This is a genomic window from Pseudomonas sp. NFIX10, assembly GCF_900111955.1.
GTDB classification, from domain to species: Bacteria; Pseudomonadota; Gammaproteobacteria; order Pseudomonadales; family Pseudomonadaceae; genus Aquipseudomonas; species Aquipseudomonas fluorescens_AA.
The window spans coordinates 393,176-405,184 of record NZ_FOKH01000001.1 but is presented as its reverse complement, the minus strand read 5'-3'; the positions used below and the strand labels follow the sequence as shown (position 1 = coordinate 405,184).

Here is a 12,009-nt window from a genome sequence, read left to right as displayed (position 1 = left end):
TAACTGCTCTTCAAGCTCTTTGATACGTTGCTCTGGCGTTAATGGTCGGTTTTTGTCGGGCATAGACCCCATCCTCGGCGAGCCAATGTATGTGCCTGGGCTCCAATCCTGTCGACCGTGCTTGCGTAACCACGTCAGAACGGTCGTTTTGCCTTGAATCCCGTAGCGCTCCTGAGCCTCTTTATAACTCAGCTCGCCTTTTTCGACCTGATCAACAACCGATAATTTAAAGGTCAGCGTGTAGTCGCGCTGACTACGCCTTTTTGCTGATTTCATTACGCCCTCCTGAAAACGGATCAGAAGGTGTAAACCTTATTCAGGACGGGACAACCAAAACAAAAACGGCGCAGCCCCTTTCAGGTACTGCGCCGTTTTCTGCTATTTAAATAGCCACTTGTATGGTGCGGACGGAGAGACTCGAACTCTCACACCTTGCGGCGCTGGAACCTAAATCCAGTGTGTCTACCAATTCCACCACATCCGCGTATCAAGCTTTTAAAGCAAAGGCGCCAGATTGTTAGATCTGGCGCCTTTCTAGAATATGGGGTGGACGATGGGGATCGAACCCACGACAACGGGAGTCACAATCCCGTGCTCTACCAACTGAGCTACGCCCACCATATTGCCTTGTTGCCTTACTTGTGCCAAAGCTGCCTAATTGGCGCACCCGGCAGGACTCGAACCTGCGACCATCCGCTTAGAAGGCGGATGCTCTATCCAGCTGAGCTACGGGCGCCTTTTTAATCTGTATTCTTGGACGATTACAAACTAAGTGCTTTCAGTTTTGCCGAGTTGAAACAACCAACTCCGCTCCACCTTCTTAACCAGTGCTAGGCTGTGCCCGACAAGTGCGACGAATGTTATAGACGGCCTGATAGGTCGTCAACTCTTTTTTAAAAAAAATTCATTTAATTAAAGGGGTTAGGGGAATTTGCAGACCAAGCGCCTTTGCCCTCACGCCCCGGCATGCGAGAATGCGTTCTCTTTTTTTCCCCTCTCGATGGTTAACCACGCGCAATGACTGCACAACTTATCGACGGCAAATCGATCGCCGCCAGCCTGCGCCAGCAGATCGCCCAACGAGTCACCGAGCGCCGCCAGCAAGGTCTGCGCACGCCCGGCCTTGCGGTGATCCTGGTCGGCAGCGATCCTGCCTCTCAGGTTTATGTCTCGCACAAGCGTAAAGACTGTGAAGAGGTCGGCTTCCTTTCCCAGGCCTACGACCTGCCTTCCGAAACCACCCAGCAAGCGTTGGCCGATCTGATCGACCGCCTGAACGACGACCCGAACATCGACGGTGTTCTGCTCCAGTTGCCGCTGCCTGAACACCTCGACGCCTCCAAACTGCTGGAGCGTATCCGCCCGGACAAAGATGTCGACGGTTTCCATCCTTATAATGTCGGCCGCCTGGCCCAGCGCATCCCACTGCTACGTCCCTGCACCCCCAAAGGCATCATGACCTTGCTGGAAAGCACTGGCGTGGACCTGTATGGCCTCGATGCCGTGGTGGTGGGGGCGTCCAACATCGTCGGCCGTCCGATGGCCATGGAGTTGCTGCTGGCCGGCTGCACCGTGACCGTGACCCATCGCTTCACCAAGGACCTGGCCGGTCATGTCGGCCGTGCCGACCTGGTGGTAGTGGCCGCCGGCAAACCCGGGCTGGTGAGGGGCGAGTGGATCAAGGAAGGTGCCATCGTCATCGACGTGGGCATCAATCGCCAGGAAGACGGCAAGCTGGTGGGCGACGTGGTCTACGAGACCGCCCTGCCCCGTGCTGGCTGGATCACCCCGGTACCCGGCGGCGTAGGCCCGATGACCCGCGCCTGCCTGCTGGAAAACACGTTGTACGCGGCCGAGACGCTGCATAGCTGATCGACGCGCCAACAAAGACCCTGTGGGAGCGAGCTTGCTCGCGATAGCGGTGCACCGGCCAACATCCAAGTTGACTGACACACTGCCATCGCGAGCAAGCTCACTCCCACAGGCGTTTCCGGGCCCGGACTTGGCCGCCAGGCATGTCGGTCGCGCAAACTACAAAATTTTCAGATTCGATTCGCCAGAATCGCCCTTCATTAAACTTTATTTATTCACAAGCCTTGGCGATACAGGCATGTAGCGTTGCTATCGCCCATACTCCTAAAATGCGACGTTTTCTTTAAAAGTCGTTGCTCAACGGCACCTTCAACTCCATCGAGTCTACTCGCGTGAAAATCCGTCTTTCGATCATCAGCCTGTTCATCGCTTTCACAGGCCCCTTCATCACGCAAAATGCCGTTGCACAGGAAACCATCGCGGCCCCTCGGGATGCGGCCAAGCTGCAAGTCGCCTCGGGCAGCGCGATGCTGTTGGACCTGCAGACGGATAAAGTCGTTTATTCGAGCAACCCGGACGTGGTGGTGCCCATCGCTTCGGTGACCAAGTTGATGACCGGCCTGATTGTGCTGGATGCCAAACAGAACCTGGATGAATACATTTCCATCACCATCGCCAACACTCCGGAGATGAAGGGCGTGTTTTCCCGGGTCAAGCTCAACAGCGAACTGTCGCGCCGGGACGTACTGCTGATCGCCCTGATGTCTTCGGAAAACCGCGCCGCCGCCAGCCTTGCCCACCACTATCCGGGCGGCTATGCGGCATTCATTGCGGCCATGAACGCCAAGGCCAAGGCGCTGGGCATGACCAGTACTCATTACGTCGAACCCACGGGCCTGTCGATCAACAACGTCTCCACCGCCCGGGACCTGACCAAGCTGTTGATCGCCGCCCGCAAGTACCCGTTGCTGAGCGAACTGAGCACGACCAAGGAAAAGACCGTTACCTTCCGCAAGCCTGTGTACAGCCTGGGATTCCGCAACACCGACCACCTGATCCACAAGGCCAACTGGGATATCCAGTTGACCAAGACCGGCTTCACCAACCAGGCCGGCCACTGCCTGGTGCTGGTGACGAAAATGGGCAATCGCCCGATGGCGCTGGTGATCCTCGACGCCTTTGGCAAGTACACGCACTTCGCCGACGCCAGCCGGATTCGTAGCTGGGTGGAAACCGGAAAAAGCGCCGCCGTGCCCGCGGTGGCCCTGCAATACAAGGCCGCCAAGAATCTCAAGAGCCGCCAGAGTGGCGTGGTAGAAGCCTCCAAATAACCCAACGGCACAAAACTGTGGGAGCAAAGCCTGCTCGCGATAGGGATAAGCCAGTCGACAATGCCGCTGACTGGTCTGCCACCATCGCGAGCAAGCTTTGCTCCCACAGGTTATTTATGGCTTCAAGTCACCCAGCGGATCATAGGGCTTGGGCTTGCGCTCATCCTCCTTGTCCAGGGGCGCCTTGGCCGGCCCTACCGGGTCGACCTGAGGATCCTCAAGGTCCGGCGAGTCCGGATCGAATCCCAGGTCATCACCGCTGGAATGCTCTGATGAATGTGGCCCCGTAGGTGTTTTCGACTGTGCCATTCGTGCCTCCTCCAATCACGGTCGGAAAAATCCCCAACCCTGACGATAAGAGCCTAAAGCCCGCGGGGTCGTGCCCGACAAGTGACGAACGGGGCGATCGATCAATGCGCAGCGCCCAGGGCCTTGGTGGCCCGCGCCGCGGCTTGCTCCTGCCCTGCCCCACCCAGATCAGCCGCCGCTTTCAGCCAACGCTGCGCGTCGACATTGGCGGGAAGCTGCGTGGGTCGCTGGACCAGCATCGCCCAGCCGCCCGCGCTCTGGAAGGCCGACTCGAAGGCACTGAAGCTCATCAACTGCCGCCGGTTCATGCCTGCACGCAGCAACACCGTCTGCTTCTGGCGGTTGTAGCCGGCGAGAATCCCATACCGAGGCGCGGCCCAGAACGCCGAACCGTCGATATAGCGCACCAGCACCGGATAGCCCGCCGCGACCTGCTCCAACAGCGCAGGCAGCTTGGCGTCCAGGGGATACACCAGCAACCCGTACTCCCGCGCCAGGGTGGGCATGTTCTGCTGCAAATCGGCTTCGCCACCGGGCAGGTGCAATGGCTTTTCCAGCAGCCCCGGGGTGATGACAGTGCCTTGCAACGTCAGCAAGGCGGCCAGGGACTGCGGAGCCCCCTGGTACATTTCACCACGGTAGAACGGCACGCTGTTGAGCTCCACCCGCTCGGGCAGGCGCTGGATCTGCGGCGATACACTGCCCGCGCAACCCGCCAGGGCGACGAGGCAGGACACCGCCAGTACCAGTGATCGAAACGATGGAATGACCGGCAACATGACGACTCTCTTGTTCAGGCACCCGGCATCCGGGCCGGGCTTGGGTCGACGATCATAAGGTGCGCACAGCCCTGGGTATAGCCATAAGCATCGTTTTACGGCGGCAATAGAACGAACCGATCCGAGCCCCAGCGCCGTGCATCGATTAGCTGCAACACTTGAGCGACTAGACTGTCCATTGTACTGGGTGCGATATCCCGAACCGGGGATAGAAGGAGGCACAAATGAGCCTGACGACGACAATCCTGATGCTGATATTCGGCTGGCTGAGCGTAGCCACGGCCATGCTGTGGGGAGTGCTTCGAATCGCTCGGCGCCATCATCATGCGCCACCTGCGCCATCGGAAAAAGCCGCCAAACCTGCCCGGCGCCACGCCGCCGCACACTGACCTTTCACGTTCAAACCCATAGCGTTCAAATAAAAAAAGCCACCCGGGCCTGGCCCCGGGTGGCTTCTGTCTGCCTGGAATCAGGCGTTGTTGGCCAGCGCCTTTTCTCTGGCCCGACGGGACAACATGTTCAACACCTCGATCGCCGCCGAGAACGCCATAGCCGCATAGATATAGCCTTTCGGCACATGGGCACCGAAGCCTTCGGCGATCAGCGTCATGCCGATCATGATCAGGAAGCCCAGGGCCAGCATGACCACGGTCGGGTTGTCATTGATGAACTTGGCGAGCGGCTCAGCTGCCAACAGCATCACCAGCACCGATACGACGACGGCGATGATCATGATCGGCAGATGCTCGGTCATGCCCACGGCGGTGATGATGCTGTCGATGGAGAACACCAGGTCCAACATCAGGATCTGACCGATGGCCGCGGCAAAGCCCAGGGTCACGCCGGACGTCTCCGATTTGGGATCATTTGGCGCTGGGTCCATGCTGTGGTGGATTTCAGTGGTCGCTTTCCACAGCAGGAACAGGCCACCGGCGATCAGGATCATGTCTTTCCAGGAAAACGCCTGGCCCAGGATTTCGATGACCGGTTCGGTCAACTGCACAATGAAGGCAATGGTGCTCAACAAGCCCAGGCGCAGGATCAGTGCCATGCCGATACCGATCCGCCGCGCCTTGGCACGATGCTGTTCGGGCAGCTTGTTGGTCAGAATCGAAATGAAGATCAGGTTATCGATGCCAAGCACGATTTCCATCACGACCAGAGTCGCCAGGGCGATCCACGCGGTGGGGCTGGCGGCGAGCTGTAAAAGATAATCCATGGGTCAGTCCTGACTGATGTGACGCGTTAGATGGTTTTGGTAGGGGTTTGTGTTTCGTCAGCTTCGTCCGCCGGCTCTTTCTTCGGGCTGATCAAGCCGCCGGTGGCTTCGCTGATCGCCTGTTCGGCGGCCTTGTGGGTGTCGTCGATGGCCTGCTTGGCGGTTTCCGCTGCCTGCCCCATCAGTTGCTGGGCACTTTTTTCAGCCTGTTCACAACCCGCCAGTGTCGTTACGGACATCACCAACAGGGCTGCCAGCCCCAGGGATTTGTATGTCATGGAATGAATGCCTCTTGGGAGAATGAAAGGAGCAGGAAAGTGGCCCACCCATGGCGAGGCATTCTAGAGACGCGAATACTTCAGGAAAATTCGTATTTTCAGCGGTTATACTTCGGTTTTTACGAATCCATGTGATCCCATGCTCAATTATCGACAACTGCATTACTTCTGGGTGGTGGCGAAAACCGGCAGCATCGTGCGCGCGTGCGAGCAGTTGAACCTGACGCCACAGACCATCAGCGGCCAGATTTCCCTGTTCGAGCAGACGTACAACATCAAACTGTTTCGTCGTGTCGGGCGGCAGTTGGAACTGACCGAAGCCGGCCGCCAGACGCTCCCCTACGCCGAACACATGTTCCAGTTGGGCGGCGAGCTGGAACTGATGCTGCGGGCCCAGCCCAACGAACAGCAAACCCTGTTCCGGGTCGGGGTGGCGGATGTGGTGCCCAAATCCATCGTCTATCGACTGCTGGCGCCGACCATGGAGTTGAGCGAGCCGCTGCGCATCACCTGCCGCGAGGACAAGCTCGAACGGCTACTGGCGGACCTGGCGATCCAGCGTCTGGATCTGGTGATTTCCGACAGCCCGATGCCGACCCACCTGGACATCAAGGGCTACAGCCAGAAACTGGGGGAATGCGGGATCAGTTTTTTCGCCACCGCCGCGCTGGCCGAACGCTACGGGCAGGATTTCCCCCATGGCCTGCATGACGCTCCGCTGCTGATTCCCGGGCCGGAAACCGTGGTGCGCAGCCGCTTGCAACGCTGGTTCGCCGAACAGCAGATCCAGCCGCGCATCGTCGGCGAATTCGACGACAGCGCACTGATGCAGGCCTTCGGTCAATCCGGCAGCGGGATTTTCATCGGCCCGAGCGTGATCGCCGAAGAGGTCAAGCGCCAATACGGCGTAGAAGTGATCGGCCAGACCGATGCGGTGAGTGAATCCTTCTACGCCATTTCCGTGGAACGCAAGGTCAGCCACCCCGGCATCGTCGCGATTGCCGAAGGTGCGCGTCGCGAGTTGTTCAGTGCCTAGCCATCCATGCAAGTCCCGCGGGGCTTGACGGTCATCAGCAGCAACGCCAGCAGAATCGATACAAAGATGAACCCGGCTGCTGCGAAGCCGACACTGCCCAGGCCCAGGTTATCGATGACTCGGCCACCGACCATCGCCCCCAGGCCAATCCCCAGGTTGGCCCCGGCAATGTTCAACGAGGCGGCAAACGCCGGGGCCTGCGGGGCCGCCTTCATCAGCCGCACATGGCTGACCAGGAACAACGCGGCCTGGGTCACGCCCCAGATGCCCATCGCCGCCGCCAGCGCGAGGGGCGAATGAATGCTCGGCACCAACGCCACCATGCCGCCGATCAGGAACAGGCAGAACACCATCGACGCAATCAACGGATGCCGGTCCACCGCACGACCGCCCAGGGAATTGCCCAACAACCCGACTGCGCCAAAGCCCATCAGGCACCAGCCCACCAGGGTGCCATCGAATCCGGCGAGGCGCTCGAGGATATCCGCCAGATAGGTGTAGGCGGTGAACATGCCGCTGAACACCAGGATCGACAACAGCACGTGCCCCTGCATCAGTGGGCTGCGCAGGATCTTCAATTGGGAACGGAAGCTCACCTGATGCTGGTGCAAATTGGTTTTCGGCAAATAGATAAACAGCAACAAGGCCTTGGCGAAGGCAATGACCGCCAGGATCGCAAACGCGCTGCGCCAGCCAAACGCATCGGCAATCAACGTGCCCACAGGAATGCCGAACACCGTGGCGCAGACGATGCCGAAGCCGATCCGGGCGATGGCCCGCCCGGCCAGCTGCGGCCCGACAATGTCCACCGCCGTTTCACTGGCCAGCGCCCAGAACACCGGCAGGCCCAGGGCCGGGATCAACCGGGCAATGGCCATCACCCAGATGTTGGGGGCGAAGGTGGCCAGCAGGTTGGCCAGGCCGAACATCACCAGCACGCTGATAAACAGCTTGCGCCGCTCGAAGCGAGCGAACCAGGCCGTCAGGAATGGCCCGAAGGCCGCTACCGTAAACGCGAACAACGTCACCAGCAGCCCCGCCTGGGGAATGGTGACGTGCAGGTCGCGGGCAATGGACGGTAACAGGCCAACGATGACGAATTCCGTGGTCAGCACGGTAAAACCGGCGGCCGACAACAGGAAAATGGGTAACAACATGCAGAACTCCAGCAAAACGACGACACCAGCGTTAGCCGGAGGCCCGCTGGCGGAAAGAAAGTGAGAGCGGCAAAGCCTAACAGAATGCGCGCCTCATACAAACGCTCGGCATGGCCCGGATAAGGGTGACGGACTGTCACAGGTCCGTCAGATTTTTCATCGGCTGTGATAAAGTCCGCGGCCTGCAAATGCCGTACTTTCTCTCGGTCCGCTCATGTGGCCTGCCCGCTTGTTGCCCTGATTCGTCGACCGTTGAACACAATAAAATCAGAGATGCCGCTATGACAGCTTCGTCCGTTACCCCTTTGCAACGCCTCAAACGCACCAGTCTGGTGGCGCAAATCATCATTGGCCTGATCGCCGGTATTGTCCTGGCATGGCTGGCGCCCGACCTGGCGAAATCCACCGCATTCATCGGCAAGGTCTTCGTGTCCGCGCTCAAGGCCGTGGCGCCGATCCTGGTATTCGTGCTGGTCATGGCGTCGATCGCCAACCACAAACACGGCCAGGAAACCCATATCCGTCCCATCCTGTTCCTCTACCTGCTGGGCACCTTCGCCGCAGCGGTGGTCGCGGTGGTTGCCAGTACGCTGTTTCCGTCCAGCCTGGTGCTGTCGACCCAAGACGTCGCGGTCACAGCGCCCGGTGGCATCAGCGAGGTGCTGCAAAGCCTGTTGCTGAGCGTGGTGGATAACCCGGTTCGGGCGCTGATGGACGGTAACTTCATCGGCATCCTGGCCTGGGCCATCGGCATGGGCATTGCCATTCGCCATGCGGGCCAGACCACGCGGACCGTGCTCGAAGACCTGTCCAACGGCGTGACCGTGATCGTGCGTCTGGTCATCCGCTTCGCCCCGCTGGGGATCTTCGGGCTGGTGGCCTCGACCCTGGCCACGTCCGGCTTCGGCGCCCTGCTCGGCTACTTGCAACTGCTCACCGTGCTGATCGGTTGCATGCTGTTCGTGGCGTTGGTGGTCAACCCACTCATCGTGTTCTGGAAACTGCGTCGCAACCCTTACCCACTGGTGTTCACATGCCTGCGCGAAAGTGGCATCACGGCGTTTTTCACGCGCAGCTCGGCGGCGAATATTCCGGTGAACCTGGAACTGAGCAAACGCCTGGGCCTGCACGAAGACACCTATTCGGTATCGATCCCCCTGGGCGCGACCATCAACATGGCCGGCGCCGCCATCACCATCACCGTGCTGACCCTGGCGGCCGTTCACACCCTGGGTATTGCGGTGGATCTGCCAACGGCCGTGCTGCTGAGCGTTGTCGCCGCCATTTGCGCGTGCGGTGCATCCGGGGTGGCCGGCGGTTCGCTGTTGCTGATTCCCCTGGCGTGCAGCCTGTTTGGCATTCCCAGTGAAATCGCCATGCAAGTGGTCGCGGTGGGCTTCATCATCGGTGTCCTGCAGGACTCGGCGGAGACGGCGTTGAACTCGTCGACGGATGTGCTGTTCACGGCAGCGGCGTGCCTGGGCGAGGAAGAGAAGCTCGCGCGTACGGCGTGACAATTGCCGTGGCTATGGGCTCGTCATCGCGAGCAGGCTCGCTCCGACAGGGGCAGCGGCGCTCACACAATAGCCGCCACGCCACCAATCCTTTGTAGGAGCGAGCTTGCTCGCGATAGCGGCGGCAAACCCGCCGAGGATGTAACAGACAGCCACAAAAAAGCCCGGGAACGGCCCACACCGTCCCGGGCTTTTTCATGCCTGCGGGGTTAGAACGCGCCCATGTAGTCGCGCTTGCCCACTTCCACGCCATTGTGGCGCAGCAAGGCATAAGTGGTGGTGACGTGGAAGAAGAACTGCGGCAGGCCGTAGGTCAGCAGATAATTCTGGCCGCTGAAGCGCTTCTCTTTCGGCGTCCCCGGGCGGGTAACGATTTCGATGCCTTCCTTGCCATCGATCTGTGCAGGGCTGATGCCGTCGATAAAGGCCAAGACCTTGGCGATCAGGGCTTGCAGCTCGGCGAAAGTGGTCTCGCTGTCCTCATACTTCGGCACCTCGACCTCGGCCAGGCGGGCGGACACACCCTTGGCGAAATCCACCGCGATCTGCACTTGGCGCACCAGCGGGAACATGTCCGGGTACAGGCGGGCTTGCAGGAAAGCGTTCGGGTCGATGTTCTTCGCGGTGGCGTGGGCTTCGGCCTTGTTCAGAACATCGCTCAACGCGTTGAGCATCTGCTTGAAAACCGGGACGGAAGCGGCGTACAGGGAAATAGTCATGGCAATCTCATGCAGGTGACAGGGAAGAATGAATCAAACGGCTGCGATTATAGCCACGCCTTGTTGCACGGCTTGTCTTTTATTGCGCAAGGATTAGGCTAGGCGGCTTCCACAGCATAGGGAACGCGCGATGAGCATTGAAGAACAACAGCAGGCTGAAGAACCACGGCTCAATAGCACGGAAATCCGCATCCTCGGCGCGCTGGTCGAGAAACAGGCCACCAACCCCGAGACCTACCCGCTGACCCTCAACGCCCTGGTATTGGCCTGCAACCAGAAAACCAGCCGCGAACCGGTGATGAACCTCAACCCGGGCCAGGTCGGCCAGAGCCTGCGGGCGCTAGAAGGCCGCGGTTTCACCAAGCTGGTGATGGGCAGCCGCGCCGACCGCTGGGAGCATCGGGTAGACAAAGCCCTGGAGCTGGTACCGGCGCAAGTGGTCCTGATGGGCCTGCTGTTCCTGCGTGGCCCGCAAACGGTCAATGAGCTGTTGACCCGCAGCGGACGGATGCACGACTTCGAAGACGCCGAACAAGTGGTGCATCAGCTCGAACGTCTGATCGCCCGCGGCGTGGCGTTGCTGGTGCCACGCCAGGCCGGCCAGCGCGAAGATCGCTATGTGCACGCCATGGGCGATCCGGCGGACATCGAAGCGATTCTCGCCGCCCGCCAGCACCCGGTGGAGCGTGGCGTCGGCGGCGGTGTCTCGCTGGAACGCATCGAGGAGCTCGAAGCGCGGATCGCGGCACTGGAAGAACGCCTGGCGCGGCTGGAATAGCAGCGCTTACGCCGACCGGGCGAAGGCCACGGCTTTTTCGAATTGCTCCAGATTGGGCCGCACACCGGTGTACAGCACGAACTGCTCCAGGGCCTGGATCGCAATGACTTCCAACCCGGTGATGACCCGTTTGCCCTCGGCCCGGGCGCGTACGATCAGCGGCGTTTCCGACGGGATCGCCACCACATCGAACACGGTCTCGGCCGCGGCGATGGTCTCGGGTTCAAACGCCAGCTGATCGGCTTCCGGGCCGCCGGTCATGCCGATCGGCGTGACATTGATCAGCATCTGCGGCTGCCGGGCGCCCAGTTCCGCTTGCCATTCATACCCCAGGGACTCGGCCAGGGCTCGCCCGGAGGCTTCATTGCGGGCAACGATCAGCCCGTTCCTGTAGCCCCCATCGCGCAAGGCACTGGCCACAGCCTTGGCCATACCACCGCTGCCGCGCAGGGCAAAGGTCGAATCCTGGGGCACCGCATGGCTTTGCAGCAATTGGGCGATGGCAATGTAGTCCGTGTTGTAAGCCTTCAGATGGCCGTTGGTGTTGACGATCGTGTTGATCGACTGGATCGCGGCGGCGGAAGGATCCAACTCGTCCACCAGGGCGATGCAGGCTTCCTTGAACGGCATCGACACGCCGCAGCCGCGGATGCCCAGCGCGCGGATACCGCCCACCGCCCCAGGCAGGTCCTGGCTGCTGAATGCCTTGTAGTAGAAATTCAGCCCCAATTGTTCATACAAATGATTATGAAAGCGCAGGCCGAAGTTTCCGGGACGCCCCGAGAGCGACATGCACAGCTGGGTGTCTTTGTTGGGATTGATCTGCATGCGTGTCTCCTTGCATTCACTTTCGGACAGACGGAAACACCGTCGCCAAAGGTTTATTCGATGATACCGCCAGGCCCGGCCCGATCTCAGGCCGCTGGATGACGCGGCGCGGTAAAGAAAAGCGCTGCAGACCTTACACAATATTTACCCAACCGCGTCGCAAATCCTGAGAAAATCGCTGTCATAGCAAGTATCCCCGCGACACTCATCGGGTCTGTTGCAGACCACAGGCGCCGGGGCCGAAACGAG

Annotated in this window: 13 protein-coding genes, 3 tRNA genes and 1 pseudogene; 6 read left to right on the top strand and 11 right to left on the bottom strand. The window is 60.2% G+C overall.

Going from position 1 to position 12,009, the window contains the following annotated elements; all coding sequences use genetic code 11:
- From BM321_RS30735 to BM321_RS01835, 4 genes and pseudogenes are all read right to left on the bottom strand, one after another.
- Positions 1-276: pseudogene (locus tag BM321_RS30735) on the bottom strand (IS3 family transposase); the annotation flags it as partial.
- A gap of 123 nt (positions 277-399) precedes the next feature.
- Positions 400-484 (bottom strand) — tRNA-Leu (locus BM321_RS01845).
- Positions 485-542: 58 nt separating this feature from the next.
- A tRNA-His gene (locus tag BM321_RS01840) sits at positions 543-618 on the bottom strand.
- 41 nt (positions 619-659) lie between these two features.
- Positions 660-736, bottom strand: a tRNA-Arg gene (locus BM321_RS01835).
- A gap of 281 nt (positions 737-1,017) precedes the next feature.
- On the opposite strand from BM321_RS01835, the gene folD reads away from it, so the two are divergent.
- Both folD and pbpG read left to right on the top strand, forming a co-directional pair.
- Complete coding sequence (gene folD / locus BM321_RS01830) at positions 1,018-1,872, top strand: bifunctional methylenetetrahydrofolate dehydrogenase/methenyltetrahydrofolate cyclohydrolase FolD (RefSeq protein ID WP_092326854.1); 855 nt, start codon at positions 1,018-1,020, stop codon at positions 1,870-1,872.
- 332 nt (positions 1,873-2,204) lie between these two features.
- Positions 2,205-3,143, top strand: coding sequence for a D-alanyl-D-alanine endopeptidase (pbpG, locus tag BM321_RS01825; protein WP_092326855.1), 939 nt, complete (start codon positions 2,205-2,207; stop codon positions 3,141-3,143).
- Positions 3,144-3,257: 114 nt separating this feature from the next.
- On the opposite strand, the gene BM321_RS01820 is transcribed toward pbpG, so the two are convergent.
- A complete protein-coding gene (locus BM321_RS01820; RefSeq protein ID WP_092441332.1) occupies positions 3,258-3,452 on the bottom strand; it encodes a DUF6021 family protein in 195 nt (64 codons plus the stop codon).
- A gap of 101 nt (positions 3,453-3,553) precedes the next feature.
- On the bottom strand, positions 3,554-4,231 hold the full coding sequence (locus BM321_RS01815) for a hypothetical protein (RefSeq protein ID WP_092441331.1): 678 nt from the start codon (positions 4,229-4,231) through the stop codon (positions 3,554-3,556).
- 224 nt (positions 4,232-4,455) lie between these two features.
- Here BM321_RS01815 and BM321_RS30380 point away from each other — a divergent pair, with 224 nt between their 5' ends.
- Positions 4,456-4,620 (top strand): hypothetical protein, encoded by a 165-nt coding sequence (locus BM321_RS30380; RefSeq protein WP_170842391.1) that lies wholly within the window; start codon positions 4,456-4,458, stop codon positions 4,618-4,620.
- 80 nt (positions 4,621-4,700) lie between these two features.
- Here BM321_RS30380 and BM321_RS01810 read toward each other — a convergent pair whose 3' ends face one another.
- Both BM321_RS01810 and BM321_RS01805 read right to left on the bottom strand, forming a co-directional pair.
- Positions 4,701-5,450, bottom strand: a complete 750-nt coding sequence (locus BM321_RS01810) for a TerC family protein (protein ID WP_092441330.1) — start codon at positions 5,448-5,450, stop codon at positions 4,701-4,703.
- 26 nt (positions 5,451-5,476) lie between these two features.
- Positions 5,477-5,728 carry a hypothetical protein gene (locus tag BM321_RS01805; protein ID WP_092176397.1) on the bottom strand — a complete coding sequence of 84 codons (252 nt, stop codon included), beginning with the start codon at positions 5,726-5,728 and terminating at the stop codon, positions 5,477-5,479.
- A 139-nt stretch (positions 5,729-5,867) separates the two neighbouring features.
- Here BM321_RS01805 and nhaR point away from each other — a divergent pair, with 139 nt between their 5' ends.
- Positions 5,868-6,764: a transcriptional activator NhaR gene (gene nhaR, locus BM321_RS01800; RefSeq protein WP_063322135.1), complete on the top strand. Its 897-nt coding sequence runs from the start codon at positions 5,868-5,870 to the stop codon at positions 6,762-6,764.
- Here nhaR and BM321_RS01795 read toward each other — a convergent pair.
- Positions 6,761-7,921, bottom strand: a complete 1,161-nt coding sequence (locus tag BM321_RS01795) for an MFS transporter (RefSeq protein WP_092326861.1) — start codon at positions 7,919-7,921, stop codon at positions 6,761-6,763. The two genes, nhaR and BM321_RS01795, sit on opposite strands and share 4 nt — an antisense overlap.
- 281 nt (positions 7,922-8,202) lie before the next feature.
- Here BM321_RS01795 and sstT point away from each other — a divergent pair, with 281 nt between their 5' ends.
- The gene (gene sstT / locus BM321_RS01790; protein ID WP_072405361.1) at positions 8,203-9,435 is read left to right on the top strand and encodes a serine/threonine transporter SstT; all 1,233 of its coding nucleotides are present in this window, start codon (positions 8,203-8,205) and stop codon (positions 9,433-9,435) included.
- Positions 9,436-9,644: 209 nt separating this feature from the next.
- On the opposite strand, the gene BM321_RS01785 is transcribed toward sstT, so the two are convergent.
- Positions 9,645-10,154: a DUF1993 domain-containing protein gene (locus BM321_RS01785; RefSeq protein ID WP_060738333.1), complete on the bottom strand. Its 510-nt coding sequence runs from the start codon at positions 10,152-10,154 to the stop codon at positions 9,645-9,647.
- Between the two features lie 130 nt (positions 10,155-10,284).
- Here BM321_RS01785 and BM321_RS01780 point away from each other — a divergent pair, with 130 nt between their 5' ends.
- Positions 10,285-10,932, top strand: coding sequence for a YceH family protein (locus BM321_RS01780; protein ID WP_092441329.1), 648 nt, complete (start codon positions 10,285-10,287; stop codon positions 10,930-10,932).
- Between the two features lie 6 nt (positions 10,933-10,938).
- On the opposite strand, the gene BM321_RS01775 is transcribed toward BM321_RS01780, so the two are convergent.
- Positions 10,939-11,760, bottom strand: a complete 822-nt coding sequence (locus BM321_RS01775) for a shikimate 5-dehydrogenase (protein ID WP_092441328.1) — start codon at positions 11,758-11,760, stop codon at positions 10,939-10,941.
- Positions 11,761-12,009 lie beyond the last annotated feature (249 nt).